Consider the following 16,346-nt stretch of genomic DNA (forward strand, 5'->3'; position numbering starts at 1 on the left):
GCTACACGCTGGTTGTGGCAAAGAAACTATTTGACCGGTCGCTTTCCCTCATTATTTCAAATGCTCAACAACAAGTTTGCCCATTTCTTTTGTGCCGACAAGCTTTCCGGCAGCTTTAACTGCGTCGCGGTCAGCACCGGCAATGTCGCCAGTTCGGTAACCTTCGTTCAAAACTTCCTGAACAGCGTTTTCAATTGATTTTGCTTCGTCTTCAAGCTTGAAGTCGTAGCGCAGCATCATAGCTGCAGAAAGGATTGTTGCAAGAGGGTTAGCCAGGTTCTTGCCTGCAATATCAGGAGCGGAACCGTGAATTGGCTCGTAAAGTCCAGGTCCCTTTCCGTTACCCAAAGAAGCAGAAGCCAGCATACCAATAGAACCAGTAATCTGAGAAGCTTCATCAGAAAGAATATCACCGAACATATTTGAAGTTGCAATGACGTCAAACTGTTTAGGATTGCGAACAAGCTGCATAGCGGCATTGTCGATGTAAAGGTAGTTGAGTTCAACATCAGGGTATTCAGGTTTTACGCTTTCTGCAACAGTTCTCCAGAGGCGGCTTGTGTTCAAAATGTTAGCCTTATCAACAACTGTCAAAATCTTGCGGCGGCCTTTTGCAGCTTCAAAACCGATGCGGACAATGCGCTCAATTTCTTCCCATGAATATTTTTCTGTATCGTAAGCAGAACGACCGTCAGAAGCAAATCCGCGGTCACCAAAGTAAATACCACCAGTAAGTTCACGAACAATCAGGATATCAAGGCCATCGCCAACGATTTCGTCTTTAAGAGGGCAGGCAGCCTTGAGCTGAGGGAACATAACAGCAGGACGGAGGTTTGCATAAACTTTCATGCCGCCGCGAAGTCCAAGCAGGGCCTTTTCAGGGCGGATAGAAGGATCAACGTTATCCCATTTTGGACCGCCAACAGCACCAAGCAGAACTGAGTCAGCGCGCAGACAGATATCCAGCTGATCCTTTGGAAGCGGATTCTTGAACATATCAATAGCGCGGCCGCCGGCAATTACATCCTTATAAATCCAGGTATGATTATATTTTTTTGCAATAGCGTTAAGAACGTTTACAGCCTCAGCAACAACATCAGGACCGATTCCGTCACCAGGAATAAGGGCAATAGTCTTTTCCATTAAGTACACTCCCAAACTTCGCATGCTCCGGGCACGTCAAAGTTTAATAATATTTAATTCTCTTTAGTTATACTTAAGAAATTAAATTAAGTCAATCCTTACAGGTTAAATAAAAAAGCGGGAATAAATCCCGCCTTAATTATTTCTAATTCAATCTCTTGTATCTCTTTTCAATATCGCGGATCAGCTTAAACTCGAATGAATCACTCAGGGCAATCCAGCAGGCTTCAATCAAGTCGCCGCTAACACCAACGGTAGTCCAGCTGGCCTCTCCGTCGGTACTTTCGATGATTACGCGAACCTTAGAAGCGGTTGCAGATTTTCCGTCCAGAACGCGAACCTTAAAGTCCACAAGGCGAATGCGACTAACTGCAGGATAGAAGCGTTCCAGAGCCTTTCGCAGGGCAATATCCAGAGCGTTTACAGGACCGTCGCCCTCGCCGGCGGTAATTTCAATCTGTCCGTCAACTTCAACCTTAATCTGAGCGCAGGATGCAACGCCTTCTTCCGGTCTTGGGTTTGAACCGTTTGTCTGGTAATAGTGCAGCTTAAAGAATGGCTGATACTGAGCCAGCATTTTACGAACCATAAGTTCAAAGCTGCCGTCAGCGCCTTCAAACTGGTAGCCGTTCATTTCCAGATCTTTCATTTTTGCGATAATGTCTTTTACAATAGGGTCAGATTTCTGCACGTGAGGCGCAAATTTCTGAATCTTTTCGATAATTGTACTGCGACCCGCAACCTCGCTCATAAGGAATACGCGGCTGTTACCAACAGTATCCGGTGAAATATGCTCGTAGGCAGACGGATTTTTAAGGACTGCGTCGATGTGCATACCGGCTTTGTGGGCAAAAGCGCTTGCTCCAACATAAGGAAGCTGGGAATTCAGGCTGACGTTTGTAATTTCACTTACCCGCTTACAAATCGAAGTAAGATTTTTGATATTTTCTTCCGGGATACATTCATATCCCATCTTAAGCTGCAAATCCGGAATAATAGTAGAAAGGTTTGCGTTACCGGTACGTTCACCAAAACCAAGCAGAACGCCCTGAACATGGACAGCGCCTTCAGTTACGGCAACAAGGCTGTTTGCAACGGCAAGTCCCGAATCATTATGAGTGTGAATACCGATTTTTACCTTGTTTCCAAAAGTTTTTACAACGTCTTTTACAGCCTCGCGAAGTTCGTCAATCATAAAGCCGCCCTTGGTTTCGCAAAGGCAGAGAACTTCCGCACCACCGTCAACGGCCGCCTGCAAAGTCTTAAAGGCGTAGTCGTGACACTGCTGGTAAGCCGTAAAGAAATGCTCGGCATCGTAAAAAACAGTGCGTCCATTTTCGCGCAGGAACTCGCAGGTTTCGCGAATCATATTAAGATTTTCTTCGAGCGTAGTTTTAATAATGTCGGTAACCTGAAAATCCCAGGTCTTTCCAAAAATTACAACGTAATCAGTTCCCGCAGCAAGCAGGCTCTGCAAGTTAGAATCTTCCGCACACTTAATATCCTTGCGGCGGGTCGAACCAAAGGCGCAAAGTTTTGCAGTCTTTAGCTGGACCTTCTTCATCTCCTGAAAGAATTCCATGTCCTTAGGGTTACTTCCAGGATTTCCGGCCTCAATATAGCCGATTCCCAGCTCGTCTAAAGTCTGACAGATATGGATTTTATCCTGTACCGAATAACTAATACCCTCGCCCTGCGCACCGTCACGCAAAGTCGAATCAAGAATCTCAATTTTTTTCATCACTCAGCATACTAAAAAAAAACGTGGATTTTTTCAACTACACAGGGAGGGGAAAGCCTTCCCCACGCTCCAGCCAGCAAGCTGTCTTACGCTACCCCTTCTGCGGGGCTCAATCGCCGCCCCGCAACGCCTGGCTTCGTCTGTATTCCGCCGGTGTCATATCATAAAACTCCTTAAAAACGGCGCTGAACTTGCTCTGACTTTCATAGCCCACCCGGAGGGCTACTTCATTAATGCTCATTTCCGAACTCTGCAAAAGTCTGGCCGCTTCTTCCATTCTGTGCATTTTGATGTGGGCCGCAATTGAAGTTCCGTAAACGTCCTTAAAAACGGTTTTCAGCGTTGTGGTGTTCATGGCAAACTGGCGGGCAAGATCTTCTATAGTAATACGGCGTGAAATATTTCTGAGAAGAAAGTCGTGCACCTGCTTTATCGTTTCCACCTGATTTTCAAGATATTCGGAGTTTTCATTAATCTCTTCGTGCTCAATCTTAAAATCCGGACAGGTTATTACCATCAGTTTTTCGATAATCCCATGAAGGATTTTTCCCCGCTCATTTTCCACCGCAGTATAAAAAACTTCCTTTCCGTCGCGGTAACATTCAATAAGGCCGCTGTCTTTTAAAAGCCTCAGGTGATGGCTGACCGCAGGCATGGTCATTTTCATTACGCTGGCAATATTCTGCACACATTCTTTTGAGTGGCACAAAAGCCAGAAGATTTTCAGGCGGGGTGAATCGGCAAGAAGGGAAAAAATATCAGAAACCGCAGAAAATTCCTTATCCTTTGAAAGCTCGGAGGTCAAAAAATCAAGCTTAAAATATTCGTCGTGATTGTGAATAAGATTTTCCATAATGGCCTTCCCAAACAGAAATAATAATATTCCAAAAAGAAATTTCGTAAGCCAAAAACTTGCGGAATTACACTTTGAATTATATTCTTTTTATAAAGATTAAACAAATGTTTAAATTAGGAGATAGAAATATGACAAAAAAATATTCAATCGAAGTTGACTGCGCTAACTGCGCAAACCTTATGGAAGAAACTACAAAAAAGGTAGAAGGCGTAAAAAATGCCGTTGTAAACTTTATGACTCAGAAAATGGAAGTTGAGTTTGCAGACGGCGTTGATGAAAAATCAGTTATGAAGGCAGTTTTTAAGGCTTGCCGCAAGGTTGAACCGGACTGCGAAATCGAATTCTAAAAAATATGACTGGCTCTGACCGGCGGGCTCTCACAAGGAGGCAATTATGACAAAGAAACAGAAGAAAATGACCTTGCGGATTATCACAACCTTTACTTCACTTGTGATTTTACATTTTATTCCTTTTGAATTTAAAATTGCTTCTAATGTAAAATTTGCCCTTTATTTTGCCTTATATATCTTAATCAGCGGTGACATTCTCAGAAAGGCCGGGCGGGGCATTCTCAACCGTCAGGTGTTCGACGAAAACTTTCTGATGGCAATTGCATCGCTTGGTGCTTTTGCGCTCGCAATTTATTCAAAGAGCGGCGACTACGTAGAAGCCGTTGCCGTTATGCTTTTTTATCAGGTTGGAGAACTTTTTGAAAACATCGCCGTTGGAAAAAGCCGCAAAAACATTTCCAATCTGATGGACATCCGCCCTGACTACGCAAATATTGAAGAAGACGGAAAACTTATCAGAGTTTCGCCGGATCAGGTAAAAACAGGCTCAGAAATTTTTGTTCAGCCGGGTGAAAAGATTCCGCTGGACGGAATCGTAGTAGAAGGCAAATCGTCACTTAACACCACAGCCCTCACAGGCGAAAGTCTTCCTAGAGATGTTTCAAAAGATGATGAAGTTATCAGCGGCTGCATCAACCTTACAGGCCTGCTGAAAATCCGCACTACAAAAGAATTTTCAGAATCAACAGTTTCAAAAATCCTTGAACTTGTTGAAAATTCAACATCAAGAAAATCAAAATCGGAAGCCTTTATTTCAAAGTTCGCAAGAGTTTACACACCGCTCGTATGCTACAGTGCACTTGCCCTTGCACTTTTACCGCCGCTAATCAGAAGCTTTATTTTAGGACAGCCAGCCCTCTGGTCACTCTGGCTTTACCGCGCCCTCACCTTCCTTGTAATCAGCTGCCCGTGCGCACTTGTAATCAGCATTCCGCTCACTTTCTTTGCAGGAATCGGTGGTGCAAGCCGCAAGGGAATCTTAGTAAAAGGCTCAAATTATCTGGAGACACTTTCAAGGGTAAAAACTGTCGTTTTTGACAAAACCGGAACTTTGACTCACGGCACTTTTGAAGTAAGCGGAATTCATCACTCAAAAATAGAAGACGAAAAACTTCTTGAATATGCAGCCCTTGCAGAATGCGCTTCAAGCCACCCGATCAGCACAAGCTTAAAAAATGCCCATAACAAGGAAATTGACAGAAACCGCGTAAAAGACATTCAGGAAATCAGCGGAAAAGGCATTATTGCAACAGTAGACGGCGTAAAAGTTGCAGTTGGAAACAAAAAACTGATGACAGAATTTGGAATTGAATACAAAGAATGCCATAAGCCAGGAACAATTATTCACATTGCGCTGGACGGTGTTTATTCAGGTCATATTGTAATTTCTGATGTAATCAAAAAAAATTCCAAGCCAGCCATTTCTATGCTTAAGGAGCTTGGAATAGATAAAACTGTAATGCTCACTGGCGACGAACAAACTACAGCCACTTTTGTAGCAGAAAATCTTGGAATTGATGAAGTCTATGCAGAACTTTTACCGGGCGACAAGGTTTCTAAAGTAGAAGAGCTGATTGATTCAACAAAACGCAAAAATCCAAATGGCTGCCTTGCCTTTACCGGAGACGGCATAAACGACGCTCCTGTAATTACCCGCGCAGACATAGGAATTGCCATGGGCGCAATCGGAAGCGACGCCGCCATAGAAGCTGCAGATATTGTAATTATGGATGATGACCCGCTTAAAATTGCCAGGGCAATCAAAATATCCAAGCACAGCCTTAGAATCGTGCGTCAGAACATTACATTTTCAATCGGAATTAAAGCTGCCTGCCTGATTTTAGGCGCAGTGGGAATTGCAAACATGTGGATTGCGATTTTTGCAGACGTAGGAGTAATGATTCTTGCCGTTCTTAATGCAATCAGAGCATTAAGAATCAGCTAGAAAAGAGCGCTTATTGTTTATTTCTTGCAACAACTCTTTTAATAATAAGATAGAAGAATACAAAGATTACATAAGCGCCAGACGTTACAAGAACAATAATGTTATTGCAGCTCAAAAGATATATTGTTTCGATAATGGCGGGACAAACAAGATATGCAAGTTCAAGGACAATATTCAAGATGAAAAGTTTTCTTGACTGCTGCTGCATGGCATTAAAAAGGCTTGAAAGCAAAGCTCCTGCCTGCATAATCATTGCAGCATATAAAACAGGCTTAATCAAAATCTGAAATCCAGAATAAATCGATTCTGTTCCGCTAATTACCATATATGGCAGGAAAATTGCATAAAATGACATTACAAGCGGAACAAAAGCACCAGATTTATATAGAAGTGTATCATGCGAAATAAAAAAGAAAACACCATACAATATTAATACCGGAAGGAAAATCTGAAAAACAAAAATTGATGCAAAAGTCCTAAAAGCAGAATAATAAACAACAGTATGGGAAAACATGAAAAAACTTTTAAATCCGCAGAAAAGCAGGGAAATAAAAAATCCCAGAAGCAGACAAGGGAGAACGTCTTTAATTGATTTGTTGTAACAATAAGCCGTAAGACAAAGCGGCATCAAAAGCAATAAAAATAAAAGCATATCCAAAATTTACTGTTTATTTATTATTCTTGCAATACACGGCTATTTTGCCTTAATTCTAAGGATTTTTGCCTTTCCTTCAATCGTAATCTTTTCACCAGGCTGAATGGCGTAAATTTCTTCAGCGGAAATTGTCTTTGAAACTTTATCGCCGCCATTACGTATTACAGCCTTTTCTGAAGAAAGCACATACAAAAGCTGCCAGTCGGAAGGTACTGCTTCCTCATGCTCGCGGGAACAGAACATGCTCCAGCCGCCTTTTACATCAATTTCATCAATAGAAAAATATTCGCATTCAAAAGTTCCAGGGAAGGCGCCTACCGCCCCCCCCTTGTTTTCCTTGATTACTTTAAGAGCCTTATCAACGTGAACTTCACGTCCGCGTCCCCAGTCATAAAAACGGTAGGTCAAATCGCAGGACTGCTGAACTTCCATAAGTCTGAGTCCGCCGCCAATTGCATGAACAGTTCCAGACGGAATGAAAATAAAATCACCCTTTTTTACATTTACAAAGTTCAGATATGGTTCAAGAGCCTTGTTTTCAATTCCTGCGCGAAGTTCTTCTTTTGTAACGCCCTCTTTCAAGCCGTAAACAAGCTTTGCTTCAGGAGCTGCGTCAAGAACATACCAGCATTCTGTTTTTCCCCGGTTACCCTGACCTTCAAGTTCAACCGCAAATTTGTCATCCGGGTGAATCTGAACAGAAAGAGTATCATCCGCCTGAATTACTTTCACAAGCAGAGGATAGTCACCGCCACAAGCCTTCTTAAAATCTTCCTGGCATCCGTTCGGATGAGTAGAAGCAATCCAAAGCTCATAGCCCCAGATTTTATCAGATTTGATTGGATTAAGTTTTAACATAGATAATTCACTTTAAAATTATAAGCTCGGGCTCACAAGTCTGGCCCGAGTCATTCTTTCGATAATCCTAAACCGACCCGCTGTCGCAGCTCGGTTTTTAACGGATTTTTGATTATTGGCACCACAAGTTTTCAGGATAATATCCGCTCTTAATCTTAGCAGCGATTTCATCCTTTACAAGCTGGCGGTCTTCCGGATAAGTCATACCAAACCAGTTTTCTTCAGAACTGAAGAATTTTACGATTCCCTTTCCGTGAGCAATAATATCGCTTGTTGCAACAGGAAGAAGAGCTTCTTTTTTAGGCTCCTTAGAGTTCTTGCTCATGAAGTCATCCCAGTAAACATGGAATTCTTCAAAAGCCTTAGGACTGAAGCCGAAGAGGTTCATACTAACCCATTCTTTTCCAGTCATAATCTTCTTTCCGCCGTCAATTTCGCTAATGATTTTATCACCTTCGTAGTAAATCTTAAGATTTTCTACGATTGATTCAAGCTTATTGTCTTTTACAGTGCAGACACCGCGTGAAACAGAACCATTGCGGCTCATTGTATTTCCAAGAATGTAACCTACAATTGCATGCTCAGTTGAATCAGCAGGAAGGTCAGTCAGATATTTTCCCAAAACTTCAAATGCCTGGCGACCATAATAGTCGTCCGAGTTGATAACAGCAAAAGGAGTTTTTACAGCCTTTTCTGCGCACAAAACAGCATGAGCAGTTCCCCATGGCTTTTCACGGCCAGTAGAATCCTTAATCTGCTGCTCAGTCAAAAGGCTTTCGTGCTGCTGGAAAACATATTCAGCATCAAAATTGCGGGCAATGCGGTCAAAAAGACGGCTTCTGAAGTCAGCTTCAATATCCTTACGGATGATAAAAACAACCTTACCAAATCCGCATTTTTTTGCGTCAAAGGTTGCAAAGTCAAGGAGGCACTCGTCGTGGAGACCTACACCGTCAATCTGTTTTACTCCGCCGTAACGGCTTCCCATTCCAGCGGCTAATACTAATAATGTTGGTTTCATAGTTTTTTCTCTTTTTTAGATTATTTATTCTGCAATAATTGTATCAAGGGCAAGAAGCATCATTTCCTTAAAGGTTGTCTGACGCTCTTCTGCAGTAGTTGCAGTTCCCTCAAGAATACTGTCGCTTACTGTAAGAATAGAAAGAGCCTCACGGCCATACTGAGCTGCAAGTGTATAAAGTTCAGCTGATTCCATTTCGATACCGGCAGCTCCGTATTTCTTCCACAACTTCCAGTTTTCATTGATATCATAGAAGAAGTCGCTTGAAACACAAGGAGCAACTTTTGCCTTAAGTCCGATTTCCTTTGCACGATTATAAGCAGTGTACAAAAGATTAAAGCTTGGCACAGGCGCAAAATGCAAAAGTCCAAAGCGCTGAGACTGAAGGCTGGAATCAGTGCAGGCACCGTTAGCAAGAAGAACATCACGAAGTTTCAAATCTTCATGAATTGAACCGCAAGTTCCTACACGGATTGCTTTCTGCACATTATAAAACTTAAACAATTCTGTTACATAAATAGAAAGAGACGGCTGTCCCATTCCAGTACCCTGAACAGAAACTTTCTTTCCCTTGTAAGTTCCGGTAAATCCATACATTCCGCGAACTTCGTTATAACATTTTGCATCCTCTAAAAAGTTTTCAGCAATAAATTTAGCTCTTAAAGGATCTCCAGGTAATAATACTCTGTCTGCGATTGCACCTTCTGGTGCGTTAATATGTGTACTCATAAAGTTTATTTTATCATATATTGCAAAAAATTACAAAAATATAATTCCAAATACTGCGCCCGCCGCAATAATAAAAATCGGATGCAGTTTGAACTTAAAAAACATAAAGGTAAAAAGAGCGTAAGCAGCAAGATTTACCAGCTGAAAAAGTGAAAGAAAACTTTCCAAGGAAGAAAATGCCGTTTTCCAGCCGCCAGCCCCGGCTTCCGGCAGATTAAGCAGGGCAAAAACAAAAATCTGCAAAAATGGCAGAAGCACAAGACCGGTAGACACAGGCCGCAAAAATGCAAGGGTTCCCTTTACATAGACGTTATCACTGAACTTTTTCAAAAAACCCGCAATAATCATAATGCAGATTAAAGAAGGAAGCACTTCACCCGCAGTCGCAATAAGGCCGCCCGGCACCCCGTAAAGCTTGTAGCCGATGTAAGTTGCCATATTAATTCCAAGGGGGCCCGGCGTAGACTCCGAAATCGCCACCATATTGTAAAAAGTCGCAGAATCAATCAGCCCCTTATCAACAATCGTCTGCTGCATAAGAGTAAGGGCAACCACCCCGCCGCCAATCGTAAAGAGCCCGATATAAAAAAAAGTGCAGAAAAGCATAAGAAGGCTCATTTTTCTCCCCCTTTTTCTTTTGAAGGATGCTTCTTAAGCTGCCTTGCACGGACAAAGACCAGGCTACAGGCAATAGCTATCGCTCCCAGGATGATTATGTAAGAAGGCAGCTTAAGTATTCCAACGCAAAGGAAGGCCACCATCATAAAAATAAAATTTACAGGCGTTTTGATTGTCTTTTTTGCAAAGCTGTAAACTACATGGGTCAAAAGGGCAGCGACAGCAACATTTATTCCTTTTAATGCCTTCTGAGCCGCAGGATAATCTGACACAGAATTAATAAATCCTGCTAGAAGCATGATAATCACAAAGGAAGGAGTCACCATTCCAAGGGTTCCCGCAATTCCCCCGATAATTCCTGCCCGCTTAAAACCTACAAAAGTAGAAACATTTACGGCTATAATTCCAGGCGTACTCTGGCCCACGGCATAATAATCAATTAATTCTTCTTCGCTTATCCAGCCTCGGTTTTCAATAAGTTCCCGGCGCAGCATAGGCATCATGGCAAGGCCGCCGCCAATCGTAAAAGTCCCGATTTTTGCAAAGGCCAGATATAAATCAATCAGTTCCAGAAAAAGTGATTTTTTCATGGCTTTATTTTAGCAGATTAAGGCAAGTTTCAAAAGGCAGATTTTTTACTGGATTTATTTATAAGATTGGCACATACTAAAAATTATGACAGTTTATTTATGTTCAACACAGCCGGATATTTTCAGATTTCTCGCAAATAAAATTGAAAAGCTGGGTCATTTCTGTCTTTTATTCACTGACTATACGAACATGCAGAACACCCTGTTAAAATCAAACTACCTGCCTGACCTTGTTCTGATTGATTATATGACAGAAAATCATCTGCTTACAACAAATCCCTACGAAAAAATTGATAAGGATAAACTTTATCTGCCCCTAATTTTTTACAACGATCCTTGTATTGCAAAAGGAGCCCGCGCTTCTGTCTGGGCGGACATAGTCAAAAACTGCTGCAATAAAGATTATTTACCGGAAGGAAAATACATTCCCACAGAAAAGGCAATGAACGAAGTTCTGGAACTTGTCGCAGATTTTGTTGAATCAGAACAGTTTTCACCCTACATTTATCTGATGCAAAAACCTCTTCCCTTTCCTGAAAGTTTTACGACAGATTTTTTATACGAAAAATTTACCTATAATAAAAATCATTATAAGACCATTGATGGATTTCAAAAAGAAACAAACTTGCCGGAAAACCTTTTCATTCTTCTTCAGATTTTCTTTGACCACAAAGACGACCTGCTTTCAATTGTAGATTTGATTGAACTCTATACAGAAAAGAAAAATCGCATTACCCAGGCATCGCTGAAAGTAATGCTTTCAAACCTACGTTCATATTTCAAAAGATACCCGGAATTTAATTACAGGCTTGAACACAATGCAAAAGGCTATAAATTTTCTATTGTGTGAGAATCTTACCTGTTAAAAGAAAAAGCCGGTAAATCTACCGGCTTTCATACAGTTAATAAAGACTAAGACAATACTTTAGAGATTCTTTCAAGAACCTTCTTTCTGTCCAAAGGTTTGATGATATAGCTCTTAGCGCCAACCATCAGGGATTTCTTTACAAGTTCCTCTTTACCAAGAGCACTTACCATTACAACTTTTGCATTCTTGTCAAAAGCAACAATCTGCTCCAAAGCTGTAATACCATCCATCTTTGGCATAGTAATATCCATTGTTACCAAATCAACATTCGGACAAAGTTCCTTGTATTTATTAACTCCATCCTGACCGTCTCCAGCAGTAGCAACAACTTCATAGCCTTCACTTGTAAGAATCTGGCCAAGCTGCTTTGCAACGAACATAGAGTCGTCAACAATCAAGACTCTGAATGAAGTTCCATCATCTTTACGACCCTCAGGAGGACGCTCATTAATTGTAGGATAGTCTTGTGTAGTTTTCATAATTCAACTCCTCTTGATTTTTTATGCGCGTTCCCTGATAGAAACGTTTACTTCTATTTTACCGCAATTAGAAATTAATGGAACAATTAAAGCTTCAACACTGTCTGTTGTTCCACCCAAAGCTGCAATTTCCATTTTCTGTCCGATAAACAATGCCGGTGGAGTCAAGTCAAACTTAAATCCCAGCTCATGCAGCTTAGTTACAGCCTGTGCAGTGATAAGGTTTGCAAGCTCACTGATTGTAGCCTTTGCCAGGTCGTCAAACTGTGCCAGAGTTTCTCCGTTCATTGCCGAAGCAATATTAAGAGCAGTCTCCATTGTCATATCGAAAAGAACACGTCCTTCAACATCACCTGCAAGACCGACTAAAGCTGCAACACCCATAACAGGCATTGCGGTTGATTTCAAATATAAATCGCCCCGCTTTACTTCTGCACCACCAAGAACTTCCTGCAAAATACGAAAAGAAGTTTCAACAAACGGATTAATATACTCAACTCGCATTTTTATCTCCTTAATCTTTATTGTATGCTACAAGCGCACCAACTGTATTTTCACCAAAATTAAACGAAGCCGGCATTGCTTCATTTTCTCCAATAATTGCAATACCGTTTCCCTTCATCTTCTCCTGGAAATCTGCAACAACAGTATTCTGAGAAGCCTCATCAAGCATTGAAACAACATCTCTTGCAAAAACAATATCTACCATTGGCAGAGCATTCGTATTCTTGCAGTCATGGTATTCAAACATGATGCTATCTTTTATGTCCTGATTAAAAGTATATTCCCCATTTGCCTTTTTTGTCAAATAAGAACTATACCAATCATCAGCTAATTCCGCTGGAATGCTCATCATAGCCGCATTTGACACCGTAAGAAGGTCAACGTCCTGAGCATATACCCTGATTTTGCTCTTTGGATAACGGCGGGCAAGTACGCAGGCCAGAGAATATGATTCTGTTCCCTTTCCGCAGCCCGGGTTCCATACAATAATCTGCTTGGCAGAATTATCAGGAAGAATTTTTTCTACAGAATCTGCAAATTCCTTTGTCCACCACTTGCCGGTGCAAGTAGACCAGAAAGTAGAAAGGAATTCCTCTGCATCAGCTTCGTTCTGAATCTGAGATTTGCCGGCTTTAGTCCATTCTGTAAAGCGGTGACGAACCCAGGATTCATTAACTGAAGTAACGTAGAATTTTTTATAATTTGCAAGCGATTCAACGGCAAACTTATAAGCCTGATCATCAATATCACTTTTAGGAGCTTCTGCAGCCTTCAGATTTTCAGCTTTGGCAGCAAGTCCTGAAGGAGCTTTTTTACCTTCCGGAGCGGCAGCTTCTGCAGCAGGCTTTACCGGAGTTCTCTCCGGTGGTGTATAGGTCGGATGAGGACGTGGAACATTTTCCAGGGCATCCTTTCCTGAGAAGATACGTGTAATGTCCAGAAGAACGTAGAGTCTGTTATTAGCTTCAACTACACCATCAATATATTTGATATTGATATCACCAAAAAGAGGGTGAGGAGGCTGAATCGAACTCTTCTGAATGCCGACAACCTTATCAATTTTATCTACAATTACACCGAATTTCTGATCATCTACAGCAAGAATAATGATGTTTTCAAGTTTTTTACCGGTTTTTGGCTGAACTTCAACACCAAAGAACAAGCGTAAATCCAGAATCGGAATAATTTCACCACGAAGATTGTAAACACCGCGCACAAAAGCCATCGTATTAGGAACAAAAGTAAATCTGTCTGCCTTAACGATTTCCTTTACATGCATAATATCAAGAGAGTAATCTTTATCTGCGAGAGAAAAAGTAACCATCTTAAAGTCAATGACGGTATTTTTATCTTCTTCCTTCTCTTTTTCTGCAACTTGAGTCTGAACAACTACCTGATTTTCTGCTTCCATTTCCGACTCCTTTTATGCACTCTGTTCCTGATCCAGCTGTTCCTGCTTAACTCCAAGATCAAGCAAAGCACCAACATCAATAATCAATGAAACAGAACCATCACCCAGGATTGAAGCTCCGGCAATTCCCGGAGAATTAGTAAACTGGTCTTTCAGAGGTTTAATTACAACGTCCTCTTCGCCGACAAGGGCATCAACCATTACACCAATCTTCTTATCCTGGTTACCTACAATTACGATATAACACTCGTCCTTCTGCTCTGCTTCCGGCATACCAAAAAGACGCGCAAGACGAAGCACAGTGATAACTTCGTTACGAACATTCATTACTTCGTAGTTATCAATGTGATTAATATCTGTAATCTTTACACACTGGCTTTCAATAACGTTTGCAATCGGGATTGAGTAAACTTCTGTTCCAACGCGAACCAAAAGTCCCTGAATAATTGCAAGTGTAAGCGGAAGCTTAATTATAAAGCTTGTTCCCTTTCCTTTTGCTGAATTAACTGTGATTGTACCCTTAAGGTTATTAATCATAGTCTTTACAACGTCCAGACCTACACCACGACCAGAAATATTAGAAATTGTAGCCGCTGTAGAGAAGCCTGGCATCATAATAAGCTGGAAGGCATCCTGCTCAGTGATCTGCTTGTCAGGATGGATAAGGCCTTTTTCTATAGCCTTTGCCTTAACCTTTTCTACGTCAACGCCGGCACCGTCATCTTTAATTTCGATAACAATCTGGTTACCTTCGTTAGACGCTTTAAGAAGAACTGTACCAGTTTCCGGTTTTCCGGCAGCTTTTCGTACATCCGGCATTTCAATACCATGGTCAACTGAGTTTCGAACACAGTGCATAATCGGGTCAAGCAAATCTTCTACTACCGATTTATCAAGTTCTGTATCCTCACCTTCAATTACCAAGTCGATTTTCTTGTTCAAATCACGCTGCAAGTCTCGTACAACGCGAGGGAAGCGGCTGAAAATCTGATTGATAGGAACCATTCGGATTTTCATTACACCTTCCTGAAGTTCACTGGCAATAGTTCCAAGGTTCTGAGTTGTAGAACGGAAGCGGCCTGTAATTCCTTTTGATTCTGCCTCGTATGCTTCGAAAACAGAACCCAAATCGCCGTATTCCTGAACGATTGCTTTTTTAACTTCAGCAGGATTTTCTCCGTCCTTAACCTTTTCCATATAATCTGTAAGATGGTCAAATAGACTGCGGAGTTTTTCCTTGTATTCAGCCTGCAAAGCCTGGAAGTGGTTGAGTTCACTTGAAGTCTGGGCGGCAAGCTGATTGAATGAAGCCTTTGTAATTACGGCTTCTGAAACAAGATTCAAAAGATAGTCGATTCGGCGTGAATCTACACGCAGAATTGAGCCCTGCTGAGCCGCATGAGCAGCACCTGCCGCTGGTTTTGCCTCAGCTTTCTTTTCTTCTGCCTTAGGAGCGGCAGCAGGAGCTGGAGCCGCAGGGGCAGCTGGTTTTGGCTCAGGCTTAAGAACATTATCATTAAGAATATCGTTCAAGAGGTCATTTTGAGCGGCGCTGATTTCGCCTGCAGGCATATCTGGAGAAGGAGAAACCGGAGCACTTGCTGCAGGAGCTGCCTGTGCAGGAGCCGGCTGAGGAACTGGCGCGGCCTGTGGAGCTGGAGCTGCAGGAGCTGCAGCGGCACCCCCCTTATAATTTGCATCAGTTATAAGCTGAGCATCTGTTACTAAAGTTACATCACTCAAGAAGGCAGTATCTTCAATTGCAGAGCCTTCAGCATCAGTTGCAACATAGTAATAAACCCATTCATAGAACTGATCTTCATAAAGGGCATCAAAATCAGGATTTGTTTTAAGGACATTACCTATTGCCTTTAAGGCTGCAAATACCTGAATACCACCAACCGAGTTCATAGGGTTGCTTTCATCAAATCTAACTGCGATACACCAGAGCTTCTGATTGCCTTCGCAAGTCTGCTTAAGTTCCTGATATTCATCTTCACTAAGTTCAGGAAGTACTATGCCACTGGCAGCAGGAGCAGCCTGGGCAGATTCTGGAGCTGGAGCCGGAGTTGGCTCTGGCGCAGGTGCTGGAGCGGCTACAGACTGTGCAATTGGTTTTCCTTTTGCATCCTTTGCAGGAATATAAGCCTGGAGTTTAGACACAATGGCACTGGTATCTTCTTCATAAACAGAACCATTCTGCCGAGCTTCGAGCATCGCTTTTATTACATCGATAGAGGAAAGGAGTATATCAACGATATTTTCATCAACCTTAACTCTGTCTGAACGCACTTCGTCAAGAACATCTTCAACTGTGTGGGTAAAATGAGTAATTTCAGTCATTTCAACAGTTGCAGAACCACCTTTAAGAGTATGGGCAGCGCGGAAAATTTCATCAATAGCATCATGATTAGTAGGATCGCCTTCAATAACAAGGATGTTACTTTCGAGCTGTTCTACCTGCTGCTCAGCTTCAGCAAAGAAGTCTTTCAAGAGTTCTTCATTATTTGGATCAAGATAATCGCTCATAGAATAAATTATATTCTAAAAAAACTATATTTCAAGCAAAAAAGATAAA

General features: G+C 41.8%; 16 protein-coding genes. 3 read left to right on the forward strand and 13 right to left on the reverse strand.

Going from position 1 to position 16,346, the window contains the following annotated elements:
- Positions 1-51: 51 nt before the first annotated feature.
- From leuB to T530_RS0107820, 3 genes are all read right to left on the reverse strand, one after another.
- A complete protein-coding gene (leuB, locus tag T530_RS0107810) occupies positions 52-1,143 on the reverse strand; it encodes a 3-isopropylmalate dehydrogenase (protein ID WP_027728528.1) in 1,092 nt (363 codons plus the stop codon).
- Between the two features lie 145 nt (positions 1,144-1,288).
- On the reverse strand, positions 1,289-2,884 hold the full coding sequence (gene cimA / locus T530_RS0107815; RefSeq protein WP_027728529.1) for a citramalate synthase: 1,596 nt from the start codon (positions 2,882-2,884) through the stop codon (positions 1,289-1,291).
- 109 nt (positions 2,885-2,993) lie between these two features.
- A complete protein-coding gene (locus T530_RS0107820; RefSeq protein WP_027728530.1) occupies positions 2,994-3,737 on the reverse strand; it encodes a metalloregulator ArsR/SmtB family transcription factor in 744 nt (247 codons plus the stop codon).
- A gap of 131 nt (positions 3,738-3,868) precedes the next feature.
- On the opposite strand from T530_RS0107820, the gene T530_RS0107825 reads away from it, so the two are divergent.
- On the forward strand, positions 3,869-4,087 hold the full coding sequence (locus T530_RS0107825) for a cation transporter (protein WP_027728531.1): 219 nt from the start codon (positions 3,869-3,871) through the stop codon (positions 4,085-4,087).
- Positions 4,088-4,133: 46 nt separating this feature from the next.
- Entirely contained in the window at positions 4,134-6,035 is a 1,902-nt protein-coding gene (locus T530_RS0107830; protein ID WP_027728532.1) for a heavy metal translocating P-type ATPase, read from the forward strand.
- 10 nt (positions 6,036-6,045) lie between these two features.
- Here the strand turns inward: T530_RS0107830 and T530_RS0107835 are convergent, their stop codons facing one another.
- From T530_RS0107835 to T530_RS0107860, 6 genes are all read right to left on the reverse strand, one after another.
- Positions 6,046-6,687: a hypothetical protein gene (locus T530_RS0107835; protein WP_027728533.1), complete on the reverse strand. Its 642-nt coding sequence runs from the start codon at positions 6,685-6,687 to the stop codon at positions 6,046-6,048.
- A gap of 42 nt (positions 6,688-6,729) precedes the next feature.
- Entirely contained in the window at positions 6,730-7,548 is an 819-nt protein-coding gene (locus T530_RS0107840; RefSeq protein WP_027728534.1) for a type I phosphomannose isomerase catalytic subunit, read from the reverse strand.
- A 112-nt stretch (positions 7,549-7,660) separates the two neighbouring features.
- On the reverse strand, positions 7,661-8,569 hold the full coding sequence (locus T530_RS0107845; RefSeq protein ID WP_027728535.1) for a hypothetical protein: 909 nt from the start codon (positions 8,567-8,569) through the stop codon (positions 7,661-7,663).
- A gap of 24 nt (positions 8,570-8,593) precedes the next feature.
- The gene (gene deoD, locus T530_RS0107850) at positions 8,594-9,298 is read right to left on the reverse strand and encodes a purine-nucleoside phosphorylase (RefSeq protein ID WP_027728536.1); all 705 of its coding nucleotides are present in this window, start codon (positions 9,296-9,298) and stop codon (positions 8,594-8,596) included.
- A gap of 30 nt (positions 9,299-9,328) precedes the next feature.
- On the reverse strand, positions 9,329-9,916 hold the full coding sequence (locus T530_RS0107855; RefSeq protein WP_027728537.1) for a chromate transporter: 588 nt from the start codon (positions 9,914-9,916) through the stop codon (positions 9,329-9,331).
- Positions 9,913-10,506, reverse strand: a complete 594-nt coding sequence (locus T530_RS0107860; protein WP_027728538.1) for a chromate transporter — start codon at positions 10,504-10,506, stop codon at positions 9,913-9,915. The genes T530_RS0107855 and T530_RS0107860 overlap by 4 nt, the downstream gene beginning before the upstream one ends.
- A gap of 85 nt (positions 10,507-10,591) precedes the next feature.
- Here T530_RS0107860 and T530_RS0107865 point away from each other — a divergent pair, with 85 nt between their 5' ends.
- On the forward strand, positions 10,592-11,356 hold the full coding sequence (locus T530_RS0107865; protein WP_027728539.1) for a hypothetical protein: 765 nt from the start codon (positions 10,592-10,594) through the stop codon (positions 11,354-11,356).
- Positions 11,357-11,418: 62 nt separating this feature from the next.
- On the opposite strand, the gene T530_RS0107870 is transcribed toward T530_RS0107865, so the two are convergent.
- Genes T530_RS0107870 through T530_RS0107885 form a run of 4 tightly spaced genes read right to left on the reverse strand, consistent with a single transcriptional unit; the run spans position 11,419 to position 16,297 of the window.
- Positions 11,419-11,853: a response regulator gene (locus T530_RS0107870; protein WP_009104625.1), complete on the reverse strand. Its 435-nt coding sequence runs from the start codon at positions 11,851-11,853 to the stop codon at positions 11,419-11,421.
- A 21-nt stretch (positions 11,854-11,874) separates the two neighbouring features.
- Complete coding sequence (locus T530_RS0107875) at positions 11,875-12,357, reverse strand: chemotaxis protein CheX (RefSeq protein WP_009104626.1); 483 nt, start codon at positions 12,355-12,357, stop codon at positions 11,875-11,877.
- Between the two features lie 10 nt (positions 12,358-12,367).
- Complete coding sequence (locus tag T530_RS0107880) at positions 12,368-13,768, reverse strand: CheR family methyltransferase (protein ID WP_027728540.1); 1,401 nt, start codon at positions 13,766-13,768, stop codon at positions 12,368-12,370.
- A gap of 12 nt (positions 13,769-13,780) precedes the next feature.
- Positions 13,781-16,297 (reverse strand): chemotaxis protein CheW, encoded by a 2,517-nt coding sequence (locus tag T530_RS0107885; protein WP_027728541.1) that lies wholly within the window; start codon positions 16,295-16,297, stop codon positions 13,781-13,783.
- Between the last annotated feature and the right edge of the window lie 49 nt (positions 16,298-16,346).

This window comes from Treponema sp. C6A8, from assembly GCF_000619925.1.
In the GTDB taxonomy this organism is placed as follows: Bacteria; Spirochaetota; Spirochaetia; order Treponematales; family Treponemataceae; genus Treponema_D.